This window comes from uncultured Finegoldia sp. (assembly GCF_947252345.1).
Classification (GTDB): domain Bacteria; phylum Bacillota; class Clostridia; order Tissierellales; family Peptoniphilaceae; genus Finegoldia.
The window spans coordinates 34822-60430 of record NZ_CAMXVC010000001.1 but is presented as its reverse complement, the minus strand read 5'-3'; the positions used below and the strand labels follow the sequence as shown (position 1 = coordinate 60430).

The window sequence follows — 25609 nt, the reverse complement described above, 5'->3', positions numbered from 1 at the left end:
AGAAAAAATATATATTAAAAAACAGCGCAATGTTATTTGTAGTTACAAGTTTTTAATCTACAAATAACATTTTTTTTATACAAATTATTTTCGCAGGGATGACAATAGAAGGTGAAATTTTTTGAGAGGGGATTTATATTTTTCACACAAAAAAAGCCACACAATGTGGCTTTTAATTACTCGTTTATGAACAAGTTTGGCGCTGTGTAGTATTTTCTCGCACCGCTTACGACGTTGTCTTTTCCGATTCGTGTGTAAGGGGCGATGAAGTGTTTGTTGTAGATGAAAAGTCCCACAACTTGTGTGAATTTATTCAGCACGGGTTGTTTTTCTTCAAACTCCAAGAACTCACATTTGTTCATATCGTAGTATTCCTGATAGATGTAGCCGGTTTTTATAAATTCCGGAAGTTTTTCTTTCAACTGTTCTTTTGTCAATTCACGTCCGACAAAGATTCCGAGAGAAGCGTAGCCGTCAATTGGTTTGAAGATGTATTTGTCCTTGTTCATAATGATTTCGTATACGTCTTGTTCTTCGATTTTTTTCGTGAACGGAACGTGTTTTTCTATGAATTTCTTTTCTTCGTAATTTAGTAGCGATTGTGTGTGTTCGTCTCTGAAGATTTCGAAGATTAGCTTCGAGTGCATCAATTGCGACCTGAACGAGCCAATCATAAAGAATGCGTTGTCCATATATGCGTCCAAGAATGGTTTGATGTCGTCTTTTATTTTCAACAATTCGAGCGTCACAATTCTTCGGTAAACCAAATCTATGACATAATCTCCACGGCACAATTTGCCGTTTTTGTATTCCAAATCTCTGATGTCTATGATTTCGCAGTTAAATCCGTTTTCTTCGTAGACTCTTTTAAATTCTTGAAATTCATTCGACGTCCCAACTTCCAAATTATCCACGATTGCGATGTTCGGTTTCTTGTCAGAGACATATTTTTTGAACATATCTGCCGTTTCCCAAACCCATGGATTGAACAAGTCCACGTTTTGAACGTCGTGTTTCTCCATAAATTTTTGCATAGCTTTCGTTTGTAGGAGAAGTTCACCCAAAGTGTTGTCTTCGTTCATCGCAGAGGAACCGTCGGTGTTGAGTTCGCAAAGCATATAGTTTTTGCCGTCGTAGAACACATCGTATCTGCAAATCGGAACGGGAACGTCGTAGCCAGGGTCGTGAAGCACGAGCTTTTCAATTGTCGGGTCTAATTGAAACAGTTTTCTGTATTCTGGATTTTTCACAAATTCGTCGGTGATTTTGTCGGTAATGCTCATCAAAGTGTTGGCGATGTAGACAAAATCCGATTTGTGTTGTCTGTTGTAGAATAGCCCTTGGTAGGTCATAGGGATTGGCTCTCCGTGATAGATTGCCTTGGACACTTTTGTTTTCTCAATAAAATCCACAAAATCTTTGTAATACAAATCTTCGTCTTCTCTTACTATTTTATACAATTCTAGTGAATATTCGTCGTTATACATCTAAATCCTCCAAATTGAGTTCTTGTTCTATGACAGCTTGTCGCAATCCTTCTTTTTTGTAAGTTTGTTCAAATTTATCTCGTGGATTCATTCCCGTTTCTAGCATATTTTCCAGCGCGACGAGATATTTCTTTTCGCCATCAACGAGGGCATCTTTTGCCATTTTAACCAAATTTTTCGAAAAATCCAACATAGTTGTGCCCAAAAATTCGGCGTTAAGTCCTTTTTGTCTGGAATCTATTTTTGCCTTCATACACATATCGTAGGTAGTGTCTTTGAAAATCTCCGACAATTTGTCCAAATTGTTTTTGTCGTAGAACAACCCTTTAATCAAGGCTATCGCAGCGAAATTGAGAGGGTATTTGATTTCATCCATCATTCGTATCTCGATGTATTTTTTCACTCGGACATCGGGAAAGACTATCGACAACGCGTGAAAAATCATATCCACATCCTTGACATCGTCGAACACGTCCTTGAATTTTTTTTCTCCGACGTAGACGGGGTTGCGATTGTCGTCAAAAGAGAAAATCAACGGCGTGTTCAAAATGTGTTCGGCGTATTTTTTGTAGCTCAAATCGCCGTCGAAGCTAAATGGATAAATTCCAGACCTGTCCTTGTCGGTGTTCTCCCAGATGATTTCTCTCATATTGCGACTTTTCGCAGGCTCTCCCTCAAAAATGTAGGCATTGTCAAACAAGGCGTACAAAACGGGCGACAAACAGTTTGTGACTTTGTATTTTTTGACAAAATCTTCTTCTGATGAGTAGTCGATGCTGCATTGCAACGAACAAGTTCCCTTCATCATATTGTGCGCCATCGTGCCTTTTGTGTTGAAATACTTGTACATAAAATCGTATCTTTTTTTGGGAAGGATTGTAATCTCGTCGATTTTTGTCACCGGATGATAGCCCAACGTTACAATCTTTTGGTTTTTCGAATCGAAAAATTTAACCAAATTTCTCATATTTTTTAAGTAGATATCCTTCAACTCATCAATTTTTAACTTTGATGATAAAGCGACCTCGAATTGACTGCCAGGCTCTGTCGACACAGCCAAATCATCGTTTTCAAGTCCGAGAATGTAATCTCCCTCTTTGTAGGCGACAAATCCATTTCTATGAAGCTCCTTCAAACTCTCACCGATTCCGTTTTTTCCGAAATACGACACAGTTTTCAAACTGTCCTTGTCTATTATGAAATGCTCCATCTCCATTCCAATCGTAAAATCTTCTTCGCTTTTCTCACCGCTTTTGATGAAGTCAACCACAGCCTCGAGCTGTTTTTCGTAATCCATATCTACCCCTTCTTAATATCTTTCACAGTAATATCACAAATTTTTATCAAATCCACGGGATTGATTTTAATTTGCGTGCCAATTTTACCCCCTGACACATAAATATACTCTTTGTCTTCGCAACTCTCGTCAATAAAAGTCCTAAACTTCGTCTTCATTCCGATAGGAGAGCAACCGCCTCTGATGTAGCCGGTTGTTTTGAGCAAATCCTTGACGTGAATCATTTCGAGTTTTTTCACTCCACAGGCTTTCGCACACTTTTTCAAATCCAACTCGTCTTTCACAGCTACGACGAACACAAAATGCTCGTTGGTATTCGAAACGGTTACAAGCGTTTTGAAAACGAAAGATTCATCCTCGTTCAATTTCTTGGCGACATTTTCGCCGCTGACATCATCTCCTACGGAGTATTCTATAAATTTATACCCAATTTTTTCTCTGTCGAGTATTCTCATTGCATTTGTCTTTTTCATAAAACATCCTTTCGTTATTAATATTATACTACAACAAAAATATTTGTGGTTTATTGACGATTTCTGATGATTGGAGAATATTAAAAAATTTTGCGAGAAAATTATATAAAATGTTATACTAAAAATATAAATAAAAGGAGGGAAATATGAGAAAGAAAAACATTTTTAAAATTTTTCTTGTTCTTATGTTAATTGTTATCACAGCTTGTTCTAACAATCAAAAAACTGATAACAAACAGGAGTCAAAAAGTGAAAAGAAAATCAGTGATATGAGCTTTGACGAAATCAAGGCCAAGGCAAAGGGGAAAACTGTGAATTTTTATGGATATGGCGGAGATATTCTCAGAAATGATTTTATCGACAAGACATTCATTCCATACGCAGAAAAAACTTACGGAATCAAAGTTAAAAGAGTTCCAATGGACATCGACGCAATCAACAATTTGTTGATGAACGAAAAGCAAGCCAACAAACCGAGTAACGTAGATGTTGTGTGGATTAATGGGGAAAACTTCTACTCCAACAAAAAACAGGGGTTGTTGTTCGGTCCATTCACCGACAAGCTTCCAAACTTCAACAAATACATCGACAAAGAATCTTCTGATGTAAAATACGATTTTGCAAATCCGACAGATGGCTACGAAGCTCCTTATGGAAAGGCTCAATTGGTTTTGATTTACGACACTGCAAAAGTTCCAAATCCACCTAAAAATCTCGACGAGTTAAAAGAGTGGATTAAGAAAAATCCGGGCAAGTTCACTTACGCACAAATGCCTGATTTCACATCTTCTGCATTCGTGAGAAATATCATCAGCAACACCGTAGGTTACAAACAATTTATGGACACAAGCAAAAATTTCTCCGAAGAAGAACTCACAGGAAAAATAAAACCGGCGTTGGATTATTTGAAAGAAATAAAACCATACTTGTGGAAGGAAGGGAAAGTATATCCTAAAGACCAAGGAACGCTCAACAATATGTATCGTGACGGCGAAGTTTATATGACGATGAGTTACAATCCATCGGCGGCAGATGCGGAAATTGCAAAGGGAAATTATCCAAAAACTACGAGGACATTCCTTTTGGACAAGGGTATGATTGGAAACACTCACTTCTTGGCGATTGCAGAAGGCTCTCAAAACAAAGAAGGGGCAATGTGTATGATAGATGCTATGCTTTCTTTTGAAATGCAATTGGAAAAAGCACAACCAAAAGTGTTGGGAGATATGCCTGTTTTTGACATCAACAAATTATCAGCTGATGAAAAACAAAAACTCGATAAAATGGATTTGGGAATCGCAACGCTTCCACTAAAAGAATTGCAAGAAAAGAGAATCCCTGAAATGCCAGCGAAACTTGTGCCACAATTTGAAAAGATATGGGAAAAAGAAATTTTACAAAAATAAAACCTTACATTTATGTAATGCCAATAGTTGTATTTGTTTTAGCGATTACTTTTTTGTCAATGGGTCAATCGCTAAAACAGAGTTTTGGCATTTACGAGCAAATAGGTTTGACCAAATTCACAACAAAATACTACCGTGAAATTCTAAAATCAAAGGAATTTATCGACTCTTTGAAATTCACGTTTGGCTATTCGATATCCTCGTCTGTGATATCTATATTTTTGGGAACTGTGTTGGCGTTCTATTTGAAGGCAAAAAAAGACAAATACGTTATGGATATGATTCAACTTGGAATAATACTTCCGCATATGATTGTCGGGGTTTTGATTTATCAAATGCTCGGTCAAACGGGATTGATTTCGAGGATTATGTACGATGTTGGAATTATCAAAAATTTTGAACAATTTCCATCCTTCGTTTACGACAAAAATTCTATTGGAATTGTGATTGCATTTGTATTCAAAGAGATGGCATTTGTAGGCTACACGATGAGCTCCGTTTTGATGAGAATTTCTGATGAATACAAAAGTCAGGCTTATCTTTTGGGAGCGAATAAAGTTCAGACTTTTTTTAAAGTCACATTGCCGATGATTTTTTCAAACATTGTGTATTGTTTCGTCGTGATATTCACATACACATTTTCATCGTATGAACTTCCGGTTATTTTGGGGCCGAGTTATCCCAAGACTTTGTCGGAAATTTCGATGATTTACTACACTTCTGCTGAAATGGAAGACCATTTGTATTCGATGGTCATCAACAATATTTTGTTATTGATAGGGGCGATAGGATTTGTGATTTTTTGCATCAGTTACAACAAGATGATATCAGAGGAGGCCAACTATGAATAAGAAAATAACGAGAATTGTGCTGACGGTGTTTTTCGTAGTTCCTGTAGTTTATATGATTATGTGGGCTTTTGTAGAAAGCTGGCCGTACAACAAAATGGTGCCACAACTTTTTACAGTGAGGGCGTGGAAATCGCTGTTGACGAACAAAGACAATTTAACCATAATTTTGAAGAGCATTGGAATAAGCAGTTCAGTTGCGATATTGTCGATTGTTTTTACATATCCGGCTGCAAAGGCGATAGCGTTGTACAATTTCAAATTCAAATCGGTTTTTAGAGTCATACTTTTTATTCCCATACTTCTTCCGGTCATGAGCTTGGCGATAGGGCTGCACTTGAATTTTCTTAGATTGTCACTTGCAAACAAAGTGTCCGGCGTTATGATTGTGCATATATTTCAGTGTATTCCGTATTGCTTTTTGATAATCGAGCCTGTGATAAGCTCGGTTGGGATAAATTACGAAAACCAAGCCAGACTTTTAGGGGCAAATGATGTTCAAACGTTGATTCACATCAATCTGCCACTTTATTTGCCAGCACTCTTGGCGGCATTTTTTATGAGTTTCATCGTGAGTTTCAGCCAATACATCGTCAACTTTTTGATTGGCGGGGGATTGGTCAACACTTTTTCGACGGTGATTTTCCCTATACTGAAAGAAAAGGACAGGCACGTTTCGAGCGTGTACTCAGTTGTATTTTTGTTGATTTGTTTTGCGGTATATTTTGTCAGCAATTATTTTTCGAGAAGGATGGTTGAAAATAATGAATAAATTAGAATTACGAGATATAACATTCAAATACGACGACAAATTAATCCTCGACGATTTTAATTTGAAGGTAAAGGACGGGGAATTTATCACGTTATTTGGAAAATCCGGAGTGGGCAAATCCACGATACTGAAAATAATTGCGGGATTGGAATTTCCGACAAAGGGGAAGGTTCTGTTGGACGATTTGGACATAACAAATATCCCAGTTCACAAAAGAAATATAACGATGGCGTTGCAGGATTCGTACTTGTTTCCGCATATGAATGTCGAGAAAAACATCGCATTTGGAATGAAAATAAGGAATATGGACAAGAAAAAGATTAAAGCCAGAGTTGAAGAATTGTTAGAGCTTGTAGAATTAAAAGGCTACAACAATAAAAAGCCCAGAGAATTATCGGGTGGCGAGAAAAAACGCGTGAGCCTTTGTAGGGCGGCAAGTTTCAATCCGAAAGTTTTACTGTTGGATGAACCTTTCGTGGGACTTGATGATGAGCTTCGTTTCAAATTGCGAGATATTTTGAAGAAGATTCACACGCACAACAATATGACCACGATTTTGGTGACACATGACAGGGACGATGCGGAAATTTTATCGGATAGGATAGTGAAATTATGAAAATAATGGTCGATTTTGACAACACGTTGGCGGTCAGACACAGAGATGTGGACGATTTCTTAGCGCTGATGTATCTAATCAAGAAAAATTGCGACATAAAATTGGTGACGACGACCTTCGGCAACGACACAATTGAGGTAGTCAATGGCGCCACGGAAAAAGTGTTCGACGATTTGAAATTAGACTACGAGTTGGCGTTTGGGAATGAGGATGCGGCAGAAAAAATCGTCGATAAAATCCACGAAAACGAAAATATCACTTTGTTGACGTTGGGAAGCTTGGACAACATCAGAAAAGCTTACGAACTGGACAATTCGATTGTGGACAAATGCAGGATTGTGTCGATGGGTTCCATCACCGAAGATTTGATTATCAATGGCAAGAAGATGGACGAGTTGAATTTTTCTGTCGATTACAAGTCGAGCGAGGTTGTGCTCAAAAATTTCAAAGACATCAGCATAATAAACGCCAATAATTGCCTCGATTATTATGTGACGCTCGATGAAATTGACGATATTTTTCAAAAATACGAGTATCTGCGAGAAAATGCCTACGCTTGGTTTGATTTTCACTCAAAAGATTACAAGTTGGACTATATCATAATCTGGGATTTGATTGCAGCGGTTTTCGCTACGGACTGCGAATTGTTTTCTGACAACTACAAAAAAGTTTCGTTCGAAAAACTCAATACGGGATTGTTGGTCGAAGACGAAGACGGCAAAGAAATTAATTTTCCGGTTTTAAAAAGCAGATTGGATTACATCAAAGCCTTGAAAAAAGTTTTTTGAGGCTTTTCTTGCGTAATTTATCATTTTGTGTGTTAATATATTGTAGGGGGATTAATAATGCAGGATAGTTTGAACATTAGATATATATATCACAGCTCGTTTTCGTTGGAGTTTGAGGACAAGATTATTATTTTCGATTATTTCCAAGGGACGTTGCCAAAAAATGTGAACGACAAAAAGGTTATATTCGTTGTGACGCATTCTCATGCCGACCACTACAACGAAAGTATTTTTGATTATGAAAATGCGAGTGATGTTACATACATTGTCAGTGAAGATGTTTACGAAGATGTTTTCGATTATGACACTAAGGGCAATGTCGTGTTTCTCGGTGAGGACAACATCGAATTGTTGAAGAAGCATTTCGACAAGAATGTAGTCAAGCTCGAAGTCGGAGAGTCCGTTTCGGTCTATGGAGTTGATTTTACAGCTTATGGTTCAACTGATATGGGAATCAGCGTGTATTTTGAAACAAATCACTTGAAGTTTTTCTTCGCAGGTGACCTCAACAATTGGGCGTGGGAGGAAGACACCGAGGAAGACAGAAAAAGTATGCAGGACAGATTTTCGAAGGAAATCGACAAGCTCGGCAATTTGGATATCGGATTTTTCCCAGTTGACCCTCGTTTGAAAAAAAACTACGATTTGGGCGTAAACGAGTTTGTAGAAAAGTGCCATCCGAAAGTTTTGTTTCCGATGCACTTCACGCAAAATCCGGCGATTGTGGACGAGTTCATCGACACTCACGATTACGAGGACACGAAAATTGTGAATATGAAAAAAGAACACGATACTTTTCAGATAATAATAAAATAATTGCATTTCAAAAATGCTTTTGATAGAATATATATTATACAAAAGGGAGTAGCTTAAAAATATTGTGTCGTCATTACGGTATTAACCCGGCACAAAACCACTTTGGTTAGCAAGACTTTTGCCATTTATGGTGAAGGTCTTTTTTATTATAAAACAGGAGGGAAAAATTGGATTGGTATAAAACAAACAGAGAAGATGTACTGGAAAATCTCGACACAGACATTGAAAAAGGTCTATCGAATGACAAGATTGCATCTTTGATGGAAAAATACGGGAAAAATTCTCTGAAAGAAAAAAAGAAGAAGTCGATGGCAACCAAATTAAAAGAGCAGTTTTTGGACCCGATGATAATTATTTTGCTTTTCGCATCTATCTTGTCGATTGCAATTGGAGAAATCACAGATAGTTTGATTATCATAGCGATTGTCATCGTGAATGCACTGCTTTCTATTTATCAAGAGGGAAAGGCAGAACAGGCTATCGAGGCGTTGCAGAAAATGGCGAGCCCAAAAGCGAAGGTAATCAGAGACGGACAGGTGCAACACATCGATTCCAAAGATTTGTTACCGGGAGATGTCGTCGAGTTGGAAACGGGGGATATTATTCCAGCTGATTTGAGACTGATAGAATCTACAAATTTAAAAATCGACGAATCATCGCTGACGGGAGAATCTGTTTCCGTTGAGAAAAACGCAAACGACGAGATAACTTCAGATGTGTCAATCGGTGACAGGACAAATATGGCGTACAGCTCCTCCATCGTCAGCTACGGTAGGGCGAAGGGCGTAGTTGTAGAAATCGGTCAAAACACAGAAATCGGGAAAATCGCGACTAGCTTGTCGGAGGTCGAAGACGAACAAACTCCTCTTCAAAGAAAGCTCGCACAGTTGTCCAAGCAACTCGGAATAATCACAATAGTCGTGTGTGCAATCGTGTTTGCTGTCGGATATTTCTTGTATGATTTTGACGCGTTGAATATGTTGATGACGGCTGTATCACTCGCAGTTGCGGCGATTCCGGAAGGACTTCCAGCAATTGTCACAATTGTTTTGAGCCTTGGAATGGGAAGAATGGCAGACAAAAACGCCATCGTCAAGAAATTGTTGGCAGTTGAAACGCTGGGAACAACAACAGTGATTTGCTCGGACAAGACTGGAACGTTGACACAAAACGAAATGACGGTGAAGAAAATACACATCGACGGAAAAGACATTGACGTCACGGGAACTGGATACAAACCAGAAGGCGAGTATTTGATTGACGACAAAAAAATCCAAGACGATGACGTGAAATCACTTAAGACTTTGCTCAACATTATGAGCCTTACAAATGATTCAAAATTAATCGAAGACGACGGATTGTATAAAATCATTGGGGACCCTACGGAAGGGGCACTTCACACAGCCGCTGGAAAACAAGGCATAACAAAAGAAATGTCGAATGAAAAATATCCGAGAGTGGAAGAAATTCCTTTCGATTCAGAAAGAAAAATGATGACAACATTCCACGACAAATTCTCGAATCATAAGCTCGTTTCGTTCACAAAAGGCGCACCGGATATAATAATCGAAAAATGTAGCCACATTTTAATCGACGGCGAAATCAAACCGTTTACTGAACAATTAAAACAAAAATTATTGGACAAAAACAGCGAATACGCAAAACAAGCGCTGAGGGTACTTGCGTATGCTTTTCGTGAACACGACGATTTGCCAAGCGAGATAAATTCTGACACAGTAGAAAAAAATATGGTATTCGTAGGGCTTTCGGGAATGATTGACCCACCGAGATTGGAAGTTAAAGATGCCATCAAAGAATGCAAGACTGCGGGAATAACGCCGATTATGATAACGGGGGATTATTTGGAAACAGCAGTTGCAATCGCAAAGGATTTGGGAATTTGTACGGACGATTCACAGGCGATTATGGGAAGTGAACTCAACGATATGACAGACGATGAAATCCGTGAAATCGTCAAAGTCAAGAGAGTCTATGCGAGAGTTTCGCCACAAAACAAAGTTCAAATCGTAAAAGCGTTGAAGGAAAATGGACACATCGCAGCTATGACAGGAGATGGAGTAAACGACGCACCTGCAATCAAAAAAGCGGACATTGGAATTGCGATGGGAATCACAGGAACTGACGTTGCGAAGAACACTTCGGAAGTTATCTTGACGGACGACAACTTTGCGACAATTGTCCACGCAGTTGAAGAAGGAAGAATAATTTATTCCAATATCAAAAAATTCGTATCATTCTTGTTGAGCTGCAACATCGCAGAAATTCTAATCGTGTTCTTGGCGATAATGTTCAAATGGGACACTCCATTTATCCCAATCCAATTGTTGTGGCTAAATTTGGTGACAGATTCATTCCCAGCGATGGCACTCGGAGTTGAAAAGGGAGAAACCGACATTATGAACAGAAATCCTCGTTCACCGAAGGAACCTATCATCGACAAGAATATGAGAATTAGCATCGCAGTGCAATCAATAGCGATTACGATTGCGACGTTGTTCGCTTATCACTACGGACTAAATCACTTCGACGGACACATCGAATCTGCACGAACAGTAGCATTTGCGACTTTGATTTTGTCCGAATTATTGAGAAGCTACTCGGTGAGAAGCGACAACAAATCTGTATTTCAAATCGGAGTATTCTCCAACAAAGCATTGGTGATGGGAACGTCATTGTCGTTGGCAATGATGTTGGCAGTAATCTACATCCCTGGAGTGAACAAAGTATTTGAAACAATACCACTCCACATCGAACACTACAAAGTAATCTTGCCATGCGCATTTTTGCCATTTGTGGCTGGAGAAATATTCAAATCCATCAAAAGCAAAAATTAAAAGACAAAAGACGTATCTGGTGAATTGACTTCACTTTCGATACGTCTTTTTTTATTGGGAAATTTAGAAAATCAAATTAAAAAAATTAATTGAAGAAATTTATTTTCACAAATCTTTTTGGTCTGCCGATGTTGTTTTGGATGTTGTTGTCGATAAATTCACCGTAGCCGTTTTTGACCAAACTGTTGATTATTCTGTTGGCACTTCTGACGCTAAGACCAAGTATCTCTGAAATTTCATAACTAGAGAAGATGTACTTGTTTAATTTCAGCATCGAATCGTACAGCTGATGGATTCTCTTGGGGATGATTCCCGTATCCTGCGCAATCTCCAGAACGTCGTCGTTTGAAATCAAATTCAAAGGATGCAGTTTTTCGCCATCATCATAGTGGTGAAAAGACAATCCGTCAAAATACGAGATGTTGTTGTCATACTCATCCAAAGCCTTCTGGGAATTTTTCAAAGCCTTTTTGACGGAAATGTCAGAGCCAATCCCTGCCTTAAAACAGTTAAGCTTGTTTTCCTTCAAAAAATCCGACACCAAAGCCATACTAAACCTGTTGTTGTAGTAATTTTTCGTGGAAATAATAGTGATGCTGTTGTCTTCGTTAAAATCGACAAAGGCATCGATGGATTTTGAAAATTTCGTAAAAGGTGATTTGTAATCCAACACGTCTGCACAATTCATCGGTTTAAATCTGTAGACGAGGATTTTTGACTTGTCCAATTTTGAAATCTCAATTTCCAACAGCAAATCTGCGATGTTGTTTTTCAAATCTATAATCGAAGGAAACATTCTGTATACTGGAAGCTCCAGACCCTTGAAAAGCGAGTAAATATATCCGAATGAAGTGACGACATAGTCGATTTTCTTTTCGTAAAACAATTTTAAATGCTTTGTTATATAATAATCTTCGTTTTTTTCGGGCGAAGATTCTTCAATGTAGAAGTCTTTTATCGAGTAATCAAACTCGCAAATAATATCCTCGATGGTCGTGTCGGAAATTATATCGAAGGAAATTTTTGCATTTTGCGTTAGGCAATCGTCTGCCCTCATTTGCTCCAAACACTTTATCAAAGAAATCGAACCGTGTTTTGCAAAAGAAATCGGAACATTCAAATCGTACTTCAGCAATTCAAAATACACTCCCATTCCTGTCACAAAAATCCCGTCGACATCTTTTGCGATACTATCTACGATGTCTTTTATTATTTTTACTTTGTCTAAAATCAAATTACAATAAGTTATATCCTCAAAATTTTTATCTATAATTTTGTTTATTAAATTCACACTCTCTCGAGTTCCTATAATTGCTAACTTTACCATATTTTTCTCCCTGAGAAATCTTTTCCCATTTATATTATATCAAAATAATACGATTTTAAAATAATCAAAGGGAAAACACTTGACAAAAAAATAAAAAGACACAATAATATACTTAAAGACATAAAAAAGACATAAAAACAAATTAAAAAAAGAAAGGAAGTATTTTTATGGAAAATCAATTTTTTTATGCAAATCATCCACTGATGTACATAGCTTGTTCTGTGGGAATATTGTTGGTTTTGTTCCAAGCGACGGTGGTTTTAAGAAAAACTATCAAGTGCGCTAAGGAAAAGGGAATGGATAGCAAAAGAGTAAAAAAAGGAATCACAACTAGTGCTATTTCAAGCGTAGGGCCTGCATTGGGAATCGTTGGCAGCATTTTGGCGTTGATTGTATCGTTGGGCGCACCAGTTACAGCTCTAAGAATGAGCGTAATCGGTGGAACAAATTACGAAACAATGGCTGCGAATTTCGGTGCCAAAGCGTTGGGCTCTGAACTTTCTACAAAAATGGATCCAGTTGTTTTTGCAAACTGCTTGTGGGTTCCAGCGATGGGAGTAATGGGCTGGCTAATCGTTATGTTTATTTTTGGTCACAGAATGGACAAAATAAATAATTTACTCACAGGAGGAAGAGAAGCGTTGCTTCCAGCAGTAAGCGTCGGGGCGATGCTCGGAGCGTTTGCGTATTTTAATGTAGACAATTTAATGAAAATCACTGTCAAACCACAACTTGCTGTATCTACAATAGCGGGTTTTGTTATTATGGTAATTTGTCAATATATTGGCAAAAAAGTAAATTGGATTAAACAATGGTCGCTTACATTTGCAATGTTTGGCGGAGCGATTATTGCGAGCTTTTTTATGTAGGAGGTAAATTATGAATACTTACGAAAAATACACAAAAGATGTTCAAAAATTTGGAAGAATGACTATGATTTTGGGTATGATTGCAGTATTGCTTCCACCATTGATGATGGCGTTTTATTTCAGAATTATGCCTCCAGTTGCTGCGATAATTGCGGGAACTATAAGTCAAATTTCCGTTTCGGGGGCGTTCTATATAAGTGAGCCAATAAGTTACTATCCGATTTTGGGTTCGACAGGATTGTACGTGTCGACATTGTCGGGTAACAGCGTCAATATGAAAATCCCAGCTGCAGCTACATCGATTGAAGCTTCCGGATACAAAGCAGGAACCGAAGAAGGACAGTTGATGGGAACAATGGGAGTGGCAGTTTCGGTATACGTTGCTGTGTTCTTCGTTATTTTGGCGACTGTGTTGGGTCAAGGTGTCATCTCCAACATTCCAGAATCAATCAAAAATGTTTTGACATTGATAATCCCAGCGCTTTACGGTGGAATTTTCGCACAATTTTCGGTCAAATCATTCAAGACTGGAATTTTCGCATTGGTTGTTTCATTCATTATGATAAATTTGATGGCGTTTTTGCACTTGAAGAATTTGTCATTCGTAATCACATTGACGACAGTATTTTCATCGATAGCCGTTGCTAAAACTCAATTGGAAACGATAAAGAAAAATAGTTAGGAGTGTTTTATGGTAGATTTAGAAAAACTAAAAAATATATTTAAGGAATTGGTCAATATTTACTCTCCATCGAAAAAGGAAAAAGATGTGTGCGATTATGTTGTCAATTACTTAAAAAATTTGGGCTGCGAAATTTATCTCGACGAATCTCAAGATAAATACGGCGGCAATTGTCCGACGATTTTCTCCGTTTTAAAGGGAAACAAACCCTCAGCGATAACACTTTCTGCGCATATCGACGTAGTAGAACCAAACAAGGGCGTCAAAATAATTGAGGACGGAAATATTATCAAAACTGACGGGACTACGACATTGGGAGGCGATGACAAGGCTGGAGTTGCAGTTATATTGTACGCGTTGGAATATTTAGTGAAAAACAACATAGACCACGAAGATATTTACTGTATGATAACTCCGGGAGAAGAAGCCGGAATGCTCGGAGCGAGAAATGTGAACTGGGATGAGGTGTACAAGCATATTAATCCTGCAAAAGATACAATAGTATTGGATAATGCTGGCAAATCAAAATACATCGCATACCAAGCTCCTGCTTGCAACACTTTTGAAATAACTGTTCACGGGAAAAAAGCTCACGCTGGAATTGAACCTGAAAAAGGAATAAGCTCCATCAAAGTTATTTCTGAAATAATATCCAAGATGGATATTTTGAGAATAGACGAGCTGACAACTGCGAATATTTCATACATCAATTCTGATTTTCCGTCAAATGTTGTTCCCGACAAGACAACTTGCACGGGAGAGTTGAGGTCTCACTCTTACGAAAAGATAGAAAGTGTTTTGAGTTCGTACGACAATATTTGCAAACAAGTGTGCGACAGATACAAAGCGACTTATGATTTCAATCACATTCAAGCGTATCCGTTGTTGAGGTCTTTGGACGAGCTCAAATTGGCAAAGAAATTCCAAAAATGTTATTCAGAAATTGGAGTAGAAAGCGAACTTCAAATAATCGGTGGTGGCTCAGATGCAAACTTCTACGCTGAACAAGGTTTTAATGCGATAATAATAGGAGTTGGAATGCAAAAAGTTCACACTACCGAAGAATATTTGGAAGTTGACGAAATGAAAACAGCAGCAGAGGTGCTACTAAAATATTTAATGAGAGATTAGGATGAATATTATAGAAAAGATTAAAGAGTATGAAGGATTTTTGATTAAAGAAAGAAGGATTCTTCATCAGTTACCAGAAATTGGATTGGACACTTACAAAACTTGCGAAGAAATAGAAAAAGTGTTGGTTGAAAACAAAATTGCCCACAAAAAAGTTTTGGGCTCGAGAGGTATCATAGCGACAGTGGATTCGGGAAAGCCCGGAAAATGTCTAGCGATAAGAGCGGATATGGATGCACTAGAAATAAAAGAGGACACTGATTTGGATTTCAAATCACAAAATGGATATATGCACGCTTGCGGACACGACTGTCATATGGCGAATTGTTTGACGACGTTGTTGGTGTTGAACTCTATGAAAGATAAATTTTCGGGAGTCGTGAAGTTTATTTTTCAACCGGGAGAGGAATACCCTGGCGGAGCGGAGCTTATGATAAAAGAAGGCGCGTTGGAAAATCCTAAAGTGGACTGCATTATCGGTCACCACGTTGGAGGATTATTTCCTATAGTTCCCCACGGAAGCGTTGGGTTTAAAAGTGGAAACCTAATGGCTTCGATGGACAAATTTGTCATAAAAATCGAGGGAAGCGGTGGCCACGGCTCGATGCCGGAAGGTACCATTGACCCAATTGTTTGCTTAGTCGACATTGTTCAGGCAATCAACAGGATAAAATCGAGAGAAATCAGCTCATCGGAAAGGTGCGTAATTTCTGTGTGCAAAGTCAATTCTGGAATTAATCAAAATATAATACCATCCACAGCAGAAATAGAGGGAACAGTTCGAACTTTCAATGATGACATCAGAAAATACATCAGAAAAAGGATAGGAGACATTGCAGAACATTATTCCATAGCGAACAGGTGCAAAGTGAACTACGACTACGCATGGAAGTATCCTCATCTTGCGAACGACGAAACAGTTGTGGAATCGCTCAAAAAATCCACGAGAAAGATTTTTTCTGAGAATATAATATACAACATTGAATCGGAAACTATGGCGGCGGATGATATGTCGTATTATCTCGAAAAAGTTCCAGGTGCGTATTTTATGTTGAGCAATTTGAAAATGGATAAAAATGGCAAAACTTATCCAAACCACAATGCAAAATTTGACATAGACGAAGGAGAATTGTACAAAGCTGTTGCAATATGCGTACAATTTGCGCTCGACTATTTGAACTAAAAAGCCAGAAACAAACCCCGAAATCCACAACTGCGGATGGAGGGGTTTTTGTGTTGGTGTTGGCTTATGCGTTTGAGGGAAATTTTCTGAAATCTCTTTTGGATTTTTGAAGTAAAGAGGTGTTTGATGAGAAATTTGTGCTGGATTTATAGTATTATTTTCAATTTGCTATGGTATAATAAAATTGGAGGATAGTATGAATTATTTTAATTATTGGTCGAGCGTTTTGATTTTGTTCGCGTGTGTATTTTTGTTTGCGAGGACGATATCGAATGAAAAACAAATAGTGGAATTTTTCTCGAAACTAATCTACGTTGTTATAGTTCCCGTGAATATTGCGATTAGTTTTAGCGAAATCAATTACAAGAATTTCAACGTCAATCTCGTCGTGTTTTTCGTGTATTTGTGGGTTTTGTCCAAGATTATGTCGATGATTTTTCAAATCAATCCCAAGGATGCAAAGTCGATGGAACCTGCGTTTATTTTCTCGAATGTAATCGTTATGAAGCCTTTCTTGCAAAGCGTTATGGACAGGAATATTTTGAACAACCTTATAATAATAGCCTGTGTGATATATCTTATATATATGTTGTATGTGAGAGCTCACAACGTGGCTGATTTTTTGATGGCCTTGGGATTTACGGCTTTTTTCTGCGTCTGTTCATTTTACAAAATTTCGTACATATTATATCCTCTAAATGTGATTCAATCGGCAAGCGCTGTCATCTTCATTATAGCATTTGCTATTTCTATAAGCGGCATAGATTTCAAAAAGCTTTTGAATGTGACGAGCATAATGATGACTTTGGTGAATTTGTTGATTATTCCCGTGTTCACATTTGTAGTGGTGAGTGCCGTGACGAACAATCAAAAATTGATACAGTCAATAATTATGTACACGGCAATCGGGCCGACGTTTTTGATATCTGTGGATTACTACAAAAACAACAACCGAAAACTGTCGGAGCTTGGATTTTTGTTCTCGATTGTCACGGTGCATTTGATTAATTATTTATTTTTCTAAAATATGAAGGCGAGGTGTTCGCCTTTTTTGTTGCAACAAAAAAATTGCCATATTGTCGTCTACTGACAAACAAAATGACAATCCTTGAATTTATTCTACCGGTCTGTAGTCTTCTGCCAATGCGTCACGCAAATACACAAATAATTTGTCGTATTGTTTTATCGAATTGTAGTATTTGTTGTTTGGAAGAATGTAGTATTTTTTGTAATCTTTCGTGAAAGCCTTGATGATTCCCTTTCCATTTCTGTCTACCAAGGGCTTGTCGATGTCAAGACCCGATATTAAAATCACCTGAGTCGAGTAGTTGTTCTTGGTTACGGTGTTAAACCCACCGATTGTAGTCAATTTGTAGATTGAATTTGTGTGTTTCAAATACAACTTCACTTTTTCTGGAATGACATCTTTCTTCACTAGCAAAATCGGAGCTTGGATTTTTTGCGCAACTGTTGAGGACACAAGAGCATCTGCAAAAACCTCGCCACTTGTCGTGATGACTTCTGCTGGATTAGCGTTGACTCTTTTCGCCACCTCAACGCTCGATTCATATCTGTCGACTCCGGACAATCTCACAGCTTGTCTTCTCGTGGCGGATTCTATCGTGGATTTTATTTTTTCATTCACGGAAATATTTCCGCCGACAATCGTGACGTTTTCGATGTTTTTGATTGATTTGATGTAATTCAAAGTCGAGTTATCAACGCCGTCATTGCTCACGAGCAAAATCGGAGCCTTTTGATAAGCTGCGAGGCTTGTAGCGTATAATGCGTCTGCGTAGTTGGTTCCAGCGGCAAATATCAAATTTTTCGCTTGAGCACGATACTTAGCTGACGCAGAAGAAGTTTCGTAGCGGTTTTTGCCTTGGATTCGTGTGATTTTTGCAGTTGGAAATTCTTTTTTGAGATAGTTCTCAACTTTTTTGCTGATGGAATTTACTCCGCCCAGCAAATATATCTCATCCAAGAACATCTTGTCGAGCGCAGACTTGGTTTCTATCGGAAGCTTTCCCTTTCCCGTGTACAATAGTGGATATTTTCCCATCGACATATTAGTCGCACTGATTGCATCGGGATAGGCGTTGTCGTTGACCAATACAACCTTGTCAGTGTTTGCAAAATAGTGGCGTTGAACATTAACAGCTGTTTTTGCTCTGTTGTCACCTTGAAATCTCTGATGAATTACATTTTTGAAGATACCATCTTCATTCGTAGCGATGTTCGGATTTTTGTCCTTCTTGTCATTTTTATCGCTCGATTTTGAATTATCGTTTTTACCGTTTTTATCATTTTTATTGTGATTATCTGTCTGAACTTTTTTGTCAGAATTTTTGTCGACGCTTGTCACCGATTCAGCTTTCGCCGATGGCTTGACTGCCTTCTCGTTATCTGCCAACGATACAGTCGACAAGCTAAGAGTTAGCGCAAGTGCCAACGAAATAAATTTTTTCATAAAACTCTCCTTTATAATATCGCGATTAAGAACAGCACCGTAAATCCGAGCGCGTATCCAATAACATCCACAATCGCTGCGATAACAAAGGCAATCAAAGTCACCTTGTTCAATAAATTTTCGTTGAATTTGTCGTACATCACACAGCTGTACACAAAACCCACAAATGCTCGTGCGATTACTGATATCAACACGGATTTCCACACTAACAACGATGTAAACACAATGCCAATCAACGCGAACACGCTCGCCTTTGATAGAAACTCACGATTGGAAATTTTTGATGTCATTTTTTTCTTCAAAAAATCCGTAATGAGCCAGAAGCTAAGTACAAACGAGAAAGGCGTCATAACAGTTCTGGAAAAATACAAAAGCGAAATAAAAATATTTTCGAAGTCCTTGGATGGACTGAGCGGGCTTATTCTGTTGTAAATAATGAACGTAACCAAGCTCACAATCCCCGACACAATCAACGTGAACATCCACAGTCCCGGTCTGTTTTCAATTTTTTTTATGTGATTTTTTAATTTTGAAAAAACACTCAAATAAAGTCTTTGCATAAAAACTCCTTTCAATCTATATTTTAATTATAACCCAGCGCACAAAACGATTCAATAAAATAAAATTAGCACAAAAAATGAATGCGCTCGCAAAATACGAAACGCATCCACTTGAAAATAATTTTAAATTGTTCTAAATTTTTTTGAATATTACATCGCCATTAACGTGCCAAGCCGTTGGAAATCGTGTTGTACATAATAAACGCAATTATTCCGACTATAAATGCACCTATCAAGAAAACAATGATGCTTATGATAAGTTGTGCCAAAAATGATTTTAGGCCGACTTTGAAACTGTCTTTTTCGAGAACCAAATCCATAAAACTTGCAGAATAAGCGAGCATTCCCGTGAAGCAACCCAAAATTGAGCCGATAAATCCGAGCGGTGTTAGCACGAACATAAACAATTGATTGATTATACTGAACACGCCGCCCTTGACATCTCTCGTGCAAGGAGGCGGAGTTGGTCGCATATATTTTTTCGTAAACAAATATATGAATCTAGTCATCAAATAATTGATAAAAGGCACAGTAATCAAAGTGACCAACGAAATCGAAGAGCCTCTAAAAACCTTCGTCAGTTGGCCGAGAGTTCCGGATTTTGTAGCATTCGCCCATATCATATTGCCAACGGCCGCTATAACTCCTGAAGTCAAAAATGAATAAATGATTCCGTGCTTTGTCGCTGCGTAAAAATCGTAGATTTTTTTCGAATAATTGTAGATGAATTTCACAGCCTTCAAGTACCAATCAGGAGAATCGTTTTGCTTGTAATTCTCGTAGTTGTCGTTGTCTTCTTTGCGTTGTTTCGAAGTGTATTTTTCGTTTACATCTTCAAAAAAATTATCCGATTTTGGTTTTTCAAAATTATCTGATGATTCATTTTCAGAAACAACTCCATCGTGTTGTATTTTGTCATCGGATATGTAACTTTTGAGATTTGATTTAAAATCGTTGTTCTTTTCGTCCATAATTTCCTCCAATTAATATTTGTTAGTAATAATATACCCATTTAAAAAATATTAATTCACAAAAATTGTGTTTTTGGGCAAAGCTTTTTACAAATTTGCGATTTGTATTGTATAATAAGAGAGAACTTATGTCATTAGTACGGACGATAAGTAAATTGAAATTTAATTTGAGAACTTGAGGAGAGTTTTATGTCAATTTTAGTTATAGGCAGTGTCAACGTAGATACAACGTACAATTTGGAAAATTTTCCGAAGCCGGGGGAAACTATTTCGTCTCTGTCCAAGAGCAAATCTGTCGGGGGCAAAGGAGCAAACCAAGCGATTACTTGCCAGAAATTAGCAGGCGATGTGAAGTTTTTGGCGTGCGTTGGAAATGACAATGACGCTGATTATATTATGGATAATTTAAAAAGCTACGGACTCGATACGTCTAACATAATCAAAAAAAATGTCGACACAGGAACGGCACTCATAAACGTGGACAAGAACGGTCAAAATCAAATCGTGCTGGACCACGGGGCAAATTACGCCCTCAGCATCGAAGACATCGACAACAATTTGCACTTGTTAGATGAGTGCGATATTTTGATTCTTCAAATGGAAATTCCACAAGAAGTCAACGAGTACGCGATAAAAAAGGCGAAGGAGAGGGGAGTTTTCGTGATATTAAATCCCGCTCCGAGCGAGTTTGAAGTGGATGATATTTTGGACAAGGTCGACTTGTTTGTGCCGAACGAAAACGAGGTTATAAGATATTCCAGCAAGGAAAACTACATGGATGCAGCGAATGAATTGCTAGATAAAAATGTGAAATCCGTGATAATAACTTTGGGCGAAAATGGCTCGGAGTATTTCACAAAAACGGAGTCAATCAAAGAATCTGCAATAAAGGTCAATGCTGTGGATACGACATCTGCCGGTGACAGCTACATTGGAGCTCTCGCTGTGAAGCTCGACGAGAAGAAATCTATGCAGGAAGCGATGAGATTTGCGACGAAGGTGTCTTCTGTGACTGTTTCGAGAAAAGGCTCGGGAGTGTCGATTCCAACGATTGATGAGATAATTTAGTATTTCAAAATATTTTGAGGTGATTTATGGAAAAATTTAGCGTGAACAAGGACGATATGATAATTTTGTTGATTGATTTACAAGAAAAATTGGTTCCAGTACTTCACGACAACGAGTACGTCATTAAACACACGAAGGCCGTTTTGGAGATGGCGAAAATTTTCAATATCCCCGTGGTCACGACAAGGCAATACCCAAAGGGCTTGGGAGATACTGTGGAATGTTTGAAACCGTACGAAAAAAAAGTGTTCGACAAAGTGGATTTCACGGCGAAGCTTGACGAGGTTATGAGTGAAATAGAAAAAACCGGAAGAAAACAAATCGTTGTCGTCGGAGCCGAAGCGCATATTTGTGTCTACCAAACTATACGAGATTTGATTGACGAGTACAAGATGATTGTGCTCGAAGATTGCGTCACGAGTAGACGTGTTGAAAACAAAATGAATGCGATTCAAAATTTCCGAGAAATGAATTGTTTGGTGATAAATTCCGAGACGTTGATTTTCGATATTTTAAAAAGAGCGGGAAGCGATGAGTTCAAAATACTGTCAAAATTAATCAAATAAAAACCAAAACCAACTTTACTTTTGAAAAGCAAAGTTGGTTTTTTTTATCCCAATAACATAAACAAGAAATGAGCGCTGATTCCGGCTGCGAGTCCTCCGATTGTGTGCGACAAAATCGCCTTCGGTGCGAGTTTTCGTGCGTTTAACGTGTCCATCATCCCAACGTGTGTTGACAAATATCCCGACCAACACATACCGAGAGCTGTGAAGACTGCGATGTCATTTCCATTTATTAAATTTTTCTCCAACAATTTCGGAACAAGCCCAAGAGCTGCCCCGACAGAGCCCAACGCTGTGATTGGAAATGCGATACATTCGGACGAGCTGAAGCCGAAAAGCGGCTTCAAAATCGGATTTAAAATTGCACCCAGTTTCGGAATGAGACCGACTCCCTCGTACGCTTTGCCTGTGTAGACCATCACACCGTTTTGAACAGTTCCAGTCGATGTCAATATCATAACCAAAGTGCAGATGACAACGACTCCGGGAATTATATCCATACCGGCTTGCACTCCAGCTTTTCCTCCTTCTAGCATTGAGTTCAAAATTCTCTCAATCAAAGTCTGTTCTTCTATTTCTTCGACGATGTTTTCATCTTCGACTGCGAGATTTTCATCTGTGTCTTCGTAGTATTTTTTCGTGAAATACATCATAATTCTGACCGAAACAATCGAGCCAATCGTCGCTCCCAATACTCCCAGCGATGCAGCCTTCAAGTATTTTGTCCCATGACCTAGTGAAGACATAAAAGTCCACACGATAAATCCCATTCCAAACGATGTTCCGAGGTTACAAAGCGTCGGAAGCTGATAGTTTTTGAAATACTTTGCAAATCCCTTGTCCTTTGCAAGCCCAATGATTGCAGGATTGTCCGACAAAAAAGTCGTCAATATTCCGAGTGCAGATGCGCCCGGTAAATTATACAAAGGTTTCATAATTGGACTTATGAGTTTGTTTATGAGTGCGATTACTCCAAACTCGCTGAAAATCTTCGACAACGCCCCCGTCAGTACGGCAATCGCCATAATGAAAAATACGGTGTTGAGCAATAAATCATGAGCGGTTTTCATAATCGTGTTGAACATATTGCCGAGGCCCATAATATTTGCTATGTATCCAAAAAGCCCGAACACGACGAAAATCGTGAAGAAAGATTCCAGTCTAACCTCATTTGATTTTGATTTTTTCATAAAATTCTCCATTGATTAATATTAATTATAATTTTAAAATATTTTCTCGCAAATTACAACACATTTTTAGCCCAATAAATTTCTGATTGCAAAAATCAAAAGCAGATGAGCCGGATAGAAAATGTAAAAAGCCCATTTGTTTACATTGCCCTTTTTGCCGTTGTAAAAGTGAATGATGGGAATTGACAAATACACGAACAAATACATATAAGCCTCGAAAAAATATCCGAACAAAATCGCAATGTAGGTGTTTTTTCTCGAAACAGAACCCATATACAACAACAAAATCGCCAATATTCCAAGCATCGGATAATCGGTTTGGAGCAAATTGGAGATGACACAGAAAAAAACTATGCTCACAATCTTCAGTGAAAATTTTGCGGACGATTTGATTTCCAGTTTTTTAATCTTCTCCAATGTAAATATCAAACACGCACCCAATCCCAACGTGAAAAACACATTTTGGTTTGAAAAGTCGAACGCATTTCCACTTGTCGCCAAGTCGAATGGGATTTCGGAGATAATCGCAAACGAAAAAAGCCTTGCGATGGATTTTTCTACATTTCTGGTCAAAAACATTCCATTCACTATCAAAAATGCGAAGATAGGAAACGCAATTCTCCCGATGAAAAGCATTAACGCTCCGACGAAAACTCTCCAATCGGATGAAAAAATCTCGCTTGTCGAGAATATTCCGTATTTTTGCAGCATATTGCACTGCACGATGTGGCTGATGAGCATAGATGTGCAGGCTATTACTTTCAATCCAGAGCTGGATAATCCGTTTTTTCTCCTCCAAATATTCAAATAGTTTTGCCTTTGAGTTTCGTTCAGTAGTTGCATTGAAATCTCCTTAAATTCACTAATAATATTTTATCACAAAAAATGGCTGAAATTTCTGATATAATGAATGAAAGGTGATAATATGAAAATGGAAATTTACGAAAATTCAGTAGATGAGAACAACCGATTTGAAAATGAAAAAGACAACGAAATGGCTGTGATGCTTTCGTTTTTCTTGGAAAAATTGAAATCCAAAAAGATTTTTGTCGACAGATACAAATTGAACAAGGACACAGAAAAATTTGAGCAAAACAAAATTACGGAGAAAATAAACGACAAAACTAAACTTCCGATAACAGTCGTAGATGGAGTGGTCGTGCTTTCGGGGAGATATCCAAAAAGCTACGAGATCCTCGATTTTTTAAAGCTCGACAGAAATATTTTCAACCAAGCTTACGTCAACGATAAGCGCAAATTCTGATGAGGATGTCTCCTAAGGTTTAGGAAACAAAAAACCTGTGAAAAATCACAGGTCTACATTCTATTTCATTGAATCCAAAAACATTTTGATAATCTCGTGGCCTTGTTCTAACGTGTCAAGCGCCATTTCCGGATGGTATTGCACGCCGAGGAAAAATTTCTTGTCGGGGGCAAATGCAGCCTCGATGATTCCGTCCGAAGATTTTTGAAGAATTTCTAGCTTGTTGGAAATTTCTTTGATGGCTTGGTGATGAAGGCTGTTCACATAAAAAGAATCGTCGAATTTTTTCTTGAAAAACCCAAAATTTGTGACTTTGTGCACCAAATCATCGTAGGGTTTGTCTTGTGAATGAATTATTTTGATGTCTTTTTGCTTTTTCAAATCCTGATACAAACTTCCTCCCAAGTAGACGTTCATAAGTTGAAGACCTCGGCAAATTCCAAAAGTTGGGATGTCCTTTTTGTAGCAAATATCCATAAGCTCAAATTCAAAATCATCCCTGACAGAAGATGAAATCCCACACTCATCAATTTTGTCTTCGCCGTAAAAAGATGGAGATATGTCTTGACCACCCGTAAATACAACCCCGTCCAATCTGTCGGTGATGTCTTCGAGAAAATCTCTGTTTGTGTTAAATGGAAGGACAACTGCGAATCCTCCGTTTCTCTCGATGAGTTCAATGTATTTTCTAAGCATAAAAAGTCTGTTTTCAGCCACGTCATAAAGTGGTGTAAGTCCAATTATTTTCATATTCCCTCCAATTAATATACAAATATTATATCAGACAAAACAAACAATAACATTTTTTTGAGAAATTTTTGAAAAGTGCTATAATATTATTGTATCTGGAGAAATATCGAAGTGGTCATAACGGGGCGCACTCGAAATGCGTTTGGGATTATTTCCCACGTGGGTTCGAATCCCACTTTCTCCGCCAAAAAAGCACGACCTTTAAAACAAAGGACGTGCT

General features: G+C 38.1%; 25 protein-coding genes and 1 tRNA gene. 16 read left to right on the top strand and 10 right to left on the bottom strand.

Translation table 11 applies throughout. From position 1 onward, the window contains the following. Nucleotides 1–176 precede the first annotated feature (176 nt). Genes Q0X02_RS00290 through ybaK form a run of 3 tightly spaced genes read right to left on the bottom strand, consistent with a single transcriptional unit; the run spans nucleotide 177 to nucleotide 3257 of the window. Nucleotides 177–1487, bottom strand: coding sequence for a glutathionylspermidine synthase (locus Q0X02_RS00290; protein ID WP_297809827.1), 1311 nt, complete (start codon nucleotides 1485–1487; stop codon nucleotides 177–179). Further along, the gene (locus tag Q0X02_RS00285; RefSeq protein ID WP_297809824.1) at nucleotides 1480–2784 is read right to left on the bottom strand and encodes a glutamate--cysteine ligase; all 1305 of its coding nucleotides are present in this window, start codon (nucleotides 2782–2784) and stop codon (nucleotides 1480–1482) included. The genes Q0X02_RS00290 and Q0X02_RS00285 overlap by 8 nt, the downstream gene beginning before the upstream one ends. A gap of 2 nt (nucleotides 2785–2786) precedes the next feature. Next, a complete protein-coding gene (ybaK, locus tag Q0X02_RS00280; protein WP_297809821.1) occupies nucleotides 2787–3257 on the bottom strand; it encodes a Cys-tRNA(Pro) deacylase in 471 nt (156 codons plus the stop codon). A 146-nt stretch (nucleotides 3258–3403) separates the two neighbouring features. Here ybaK and Q0X02_RS00275 point away from each other — a divergent pair, with 146 nt between their 5' ends. The 7 genes from Q0X02_RS00275 (at nucleotide 3404) to Q0X02_RS00245 (ending at nucleotide 11358) form a co-directional block, all read left to right on the top strand. After that, complete coding sequence (locus Q0X02_RS00275; RefSeq protein WP_297809818.1) at nucleotides 3404–4663, top strand: ABC transporter substrate-binding protein; 1260 nt, start codon at nucleotides 3404–3406, stop codon at nucleotides 4661–4663. Continuing rightward, on the top strand, nucleotides 4636–5514 hold the full coding sequence (locus Q0X02_RS00270; RefSeq protein WP_297809815.1) for an ABC transporter permease subunit: 879 nt from the start codon (nucleotides 4636–4638) through the stop codon (nucleotides 5512–5514). The genes Q0X02_RS00275 and Q0X02_RS00270 overlap by 28 nt, the downstream gene beginning before the upstream one ends. After that, nucleotides 5507–6283 (top strand): ABC transporter permease, encoded by a 777-nt coding sequence (locus Q0X02_RS00265; RefSeq protein WP_297809812.1) that lies wholly within the window; start codon nucleotides 5507–5509, stop codon nucleotides 6281–6283. The genes Q0X02_RS00270 and Q0X02_RS00265 overlap by 8 nt, the downstream gene beginning before the upstream one ends. Continuing rightward, nucleotides 6276–6899: an ABC transporter ATP-binding protein gene (locus Q0X02_RS00260; RefSeq protein WP_297809809.1), complete on the top strand. Its 624-nt coding sequence runs from the start codon at nucleotides 6276–6278 to the stop codon at nucleotides 6897–6899. The genes Q0X02_RS00265 and Q0X02_RS00260 overlap by 8 nt, the downstream gene beginning before the upstream one ends. Next, nucleotides 6896–7687, top strand: a complete 792-nt coding sequence (locus tag Q0X02_RS00255; protein ID WP_297809806.1) for a nucleoside hydrolase — start codon at nucleotides 6896–6898, stop codon at nucleotides 7685–7687. Before Q0X02_RS00260 ends, Q0X02_RS00255 begins: the two co-directional genes overlap by 4 nt. A 57-nt stretch (nucleotides 7688–7744) precedes the next feature. Then, nucleotides 7745–8503 carry an MBL fold metallo-hydrolase gene (locus tag Q0X02_RS00250; RefSeq protein ID WP_297809803.1) on the top strand — a complete coding sequence of 253 codons (759 nt, stop codon included), beginning with the start codon at nucleotides 7745–7747 and terminating at the stop codon, nucleotides 8501–8503. 167 nt (nucleotides 8504–8670) lie between these two features. Next, nucleotides 8671–11358: a calcium-translocating P-type ATPase, SERCA-type gene (locus tag Q0X02_RS00245; RefSeq protein ID WP_297809800.1), complete on the top strand. Its 2688-nt coding sequence runs from the start codon at nucleotides 8671–8673 to the stop codon at nucleotides 11356–11358. Nucleotides 11359–11443: 85 nt separating this feature from the next. Here Q0X02_RS00245 and Q0X02_RS00240 read toward each other — a convergent pair whose 3' ends face one another. Next, the gene (locus Q0X02_RS00240; protein WP_297809797.1) at nucleotides 11444–12685 is read right to left on the bottom strand and encodes a hypothetical protein; all 1242 of its coding nucleotides are present in this window, start codon (nucleotides 12683–12685) and stop codon (nucleotides 11444–11446) included. Between the two features lie 167 nt (nucleotides 12686–12852). Here Q0X02_RS00240 and Q0X02_RS00235 point away from each other — a divergent pair, with 167 nt between their 5' ends. From Q0X02_RS00235 to Q0X02_RS00215, 5 genes are all read left to right on the top strand, one after another. Further along, nucleotides 12853–13554, top strand: coding sequence for a DUF5058 family protein (locus Q0X02_RS00235; protein WP_297809794.1), 702 nt, complete (start codon nucleotides 12853–12855; stop codon nucleotides 13552–13554). A 10-nt stretch (nucleotides 13555–13564) separates the two neighbouring features. Beyond that, nucleotides 13565–14236: a hypothetical protein gene (locus Q0X02_RS00230; protein ID WP_297809792.1), complete on the top strand. Its 672-nt coding sequence runs from the start codon at nucleotides 13565–13567 to the stop codon at nucleotides 14234–14236. Between the two features lie 9 nt (nucleotides 14237–14245). After that, entirely contained in the window at nucleotides 14246–15367 is a 1122-nt protein-coding gene (locus Q0X02_RS00225; RefSeq protein ID WP_297809789.1) for a M20/M25/M40 family metallo-hydrolase, read from the top strand. A gap of 1 nt (nucleotide 15368) precedes the next feature. Continuing rightward, nucleotides 15369–16550, top strand: coding sequence for a M20 family metallopeptidase (locus tag Q0X02_RS00220; RefSeq protein ID WP_297809786.1), 1182 nt, complete (start codon nucleotides 15369–15371; stop codon nucleotides 16548–16550). A 196-nt stretch (nucleotides 16551–16746) separates the two neighbouring features. After that, nucleotides 16747–17574 carry a hypothetical protein gene (locus Q0X02_RS00215; protein ID WP_297809783.1) on the top strand — a complete coding sequence of 276 codons (828 nt, stop codon included), beginning with the start codon at nucleotides 16747–16749 and terminating at the stop codon, nucleotides 17572–17574. A gap of 90 nt (nucleotides 17575–17664) precedes the next feature. Here the strand turns inward: Q0X02_RS00215 and Q0X02_RS00210 are convergent, their stop codons facing one another. From Q0X02_RS00210 to Q0X02_RS00200, 3 genes are all read right to left on the bottom strand, one after another. Beyond that, nucleotides 17665–19020, bottom strand: coding sequence for a cell wall-binding repeat-containing protein (locus Q0X02_RS00210; protein WP_297809780.1), 1356 nt, complete (start codon nucleotides 19018–19020; stop codon nucleotides 17665–17667). Nucleotides 19021–19031: 11 nt separating this feature from the next. Beyond that, nucleotides 19032–19580 (bottom strand): hypothetical protein, encoded by a 549-nt coding sequence (locus tag Q0X02_RS00205; RefSeq protein WP_297809777.1) that lies wholly within the window; start codon nucleotides 19578–19580, stop codon nucleotides 19032–19034. Nucleotides 19581–19741: 161 nt separating this feature from the next. Next, nucleotides 19742–20551, bottom strand: coding sequence for a hypothetical protein (locus tag Q0X02_RS00200; protein WP_297809774.1), 810 nt, complete (start codon nucleotides 20549–20551; stop codon nucleotides 19742–19744). Nucleotides 20552–20740: 189 nt separating this feature from the next. Between Q0X02_RS00200 and rbsK the strand changes: the two genes are divergently transcribed. After that, entirely contained in the window at nucleotides 20741–21619 is an 879-nt protein-coding gene (rbsK, locus tag Q0X02_RS00195) for a ribokinase (protein WP_297809772.1), read from the top strand. A gap of 26 nt (nucleotides 21620–21645) precedes the next feature. Next, on the top strand, nucleotides 21646–22185 hold the full coding sequence (locus Q0X02_RS00190; RefSeq protein WP_297809769.1) for an isochorismatase family protein: 540 nt from the start codon (nucleotides 21646–21648) through the stop codon (nucleotides 22183–22185). A gap of 44 nt (nucleotides 22186–22229) precedes the next feature. On the opposite strand, the gene Q0X02_RS00185 is transcribed toward Q0X02_RS00190, so the two are convergent. Further along, nucleotides 22230–23375 (bottom strand): hypothetical protein, encoded by a 1146-nt coding sequence (locus Q0X02_RS00185; RefSeq protein ID WP_297809766.1) that lies wholly within the window; start codon nucleotides 23373–23375, stop codon nucleotides 22230–22232. A 66-nt stretch (nucleotides 23376–23441) separates the two neighbouring features. Beyond that, complete coding sequence (locus Q0X02_RS00180; protein WP_297809763.1) at nucleotides 23442–24218, bottom strand: TraX family protein; 777 nt, start codon at nucleotides 24216–24218, stop codon at nucleotides 23442–23444. 82 nt (nucleotides 24219–24300) lie between these two features. Between Q0X02_RS00180 and Q0X02_RS00175 the strand changes: the two genes are divergently transcribed. Beyond that, nucleotides 24301–24639: an arsenic metallochaperone ArsD family protein gene (locus Q0X02_RS00175; RefSeq protein ID WP_297809760.1), complete on the top strand. Its 339-nt coding sequence runs from the start codon at nucleotides 24301–24303 to the stop codon at nucleotides 24637–24639. A 60-nt stretch (nucleotides 24640–24699) separates the two neighbouring features. On the opposite strand, the gene Q0X02_RS00170 is transcribed toward Q0X02_RS00175, so the two are convergent. Beyond that, entirely contained in the window at nucleotides 24700–25389 is a 690-nt protein-coding gene (locus tag Q0X02_RS00170; protein ID WP_297809757.1) for a gamma-glutamyl-gamma-aminobutyrate hydrolase family protein, read from the bottom strand. 97 nt (nucleotides 25390–25486) lie between these two features. Between Q0X02_RS00170 and Q0X02_RS00165 the strand changes: the two genes are divergently transcribed. Then, nucleotides 25487–25576, top strand: a tRNA-Ser gene (locus Q0X02_RS00165). Nucleotides 25577–25609: the final 33 nt, after the last annotated feature.

Coding starts and splice junctions, on each gene's coding strand:
- Q0X02_RS00290 (WP_297809827.1), bottom strand. CDS start 1,487: ATGTATAACGACGAATATTCACTAGAATTGTATAAAATAGTAAGAGAA.
- Q0X02_RS00285 (WP_297809824.1), bottom strand. CDS start 2,784: ATGGATTACGAAAAACAGCTCGAGGCTGTGGTTGACTTCATCAAAAGC.
- ybaK (WP_297809821.1), bottom strand. CDS start 3,257: ATGAAAAAGACAAATGCAATGAGAATACTCGACAGAGAAAAAATTGGG.
- Q0X02_RS00275 (WP_297809818.1), top strand. CDS start 3,404: ATGAGAAAGAAAAACATTTTTAAAATTTTTCTTGTTCTTATGTTAATT.
- Q0X02_RS00270 (WP_297809815.1), top strand. CDS start 4,636: ATGGGAAAAAGAAATTTTACAAAAATAAAACCTTACATTTATGTAATG.
- Q0X02_RS00265 (WP_297809812.1), top strand. CDS start 5,507: ATGAATAAGAAAATAACGAGAATTGTGCTGACGGTGTTTTTCGTAGTT.
- Q0X02_RS00260 (WP_297809809.1), top strand. CDS start 6,276: ATGAATAAATTAGAATTACGAGATATAACATTCAAATACGACGACAAA.
- Q0X02_RS00255 (WP_297809806.1), top strand. CDS start 6,896: ATGAAAATAATGGTCGATTTTGACAACACGTTGGCGGTCAGACACAGA.
- Q0X02_RS00250 (WP_297809803.1), top strand. CDS start 7,745: ATGCAGGATAGTTTGAACATTAGATATATATATCACAGCTCGTTTTCG.
- Q0X02_RS00240 (WP_297809797.1), bottom strand. CDS start 12,685: ATGGTAAAGTTAGCAATTATAGGAACTCGAGAGAGTGTGAATTTAATA.
- Q0X02_RS00235 (WP_297809794.1), top strand. CDS start 12,853: ATGGAAAATCAATTTTTTTATGCAAATCATCCACTGATGTACATAGCT.
- Q0X02_RS00230 (WP_297809792.1), top strand. CDS start 13,565: ATGAATACTTACGAAAAATACACAAAAGATGTTCAAAAATTTGGAAGA.
- Q0X02_RS00225 (WP_297809789.1), top strand. CDS start 14,246: ATGGTAGATTTAGAAAAACTAAAAAATATATTTAAGGAATTGGTCAAT.
- Q0X02_RS00220 (WP_297809786.1), top strand. CDS start 15,369: ATGAATATTATAGAAAAGATTAAAGAGTATGAAGGATTTTTGATTAAA.
- Q0X02_RS00215 (WP_297809783.1), top strand. CDS start 16,747: ATGAATTATTTTAATTATTGGTCGAGCGTTTTGATTTTGTTCGCGTGT.
- Q0X02_RS00210 (WP_297809780.1), bottom strand. CDS start 19,020: ATGAAAAAATTTATTTCGTTGGCACTTGCGCTAACTCTTAGCTTGTCG.
- Q0X02_RS00205 (WP_297809777.1), bottom strand. CDS start 19,580: ATGCAAAGACTTTATTTGAGTGTTTTTTCAAAATTAAAAAATCACATA.
- Q0X02_RS00200 (WP_297809774.1), bottom strand. CDS start 20,551: ATGGACGAAAAGAACAACGATTTTAAATCAAATCTCAAAAGTTACATA.
- rbsK (WP_297809772.1), top strand. CDS start 20,741: ATGTCAATTTTAGTTATAGGCAGTGTCAACGTAGATACAACGTACAAT.
- Q0X02_RS00190 (WP_297809769.1), top strand. CDS start 21,646: ATGGAAAAATTTAGCGTGAACAAGGACGATATGATAATTTTGTTGATT.
- Q0X02_RS00185 (WP_297809766.1), bottom strand. CDS start 23,375: ATGAAAAAATCAAAATCAAATGAGGTTAGACTGGAATCTTTCTTCACG.
- Q0X02_RS00180 (WP_297809763.1), bottom strand. CDS start 24,218: ATGCAACTACTGAACGAAACTCAAAGGCAAAACTATTTGAATATTTGG.
- Q0X02_RS00175 (WP_297809760.1), top strand. CDS start 24,301: ATGAAAATGGAAATTTACGAAAATTCAGTAGATGAGAACAACCGATTT.
- Q0X02_RS00170 (WP_297809757.1), bottom strand. CDS start 25,389: ATGAAAATAATTGGACTTACACCACTTTATGACGTGGCTGAAAACAGA.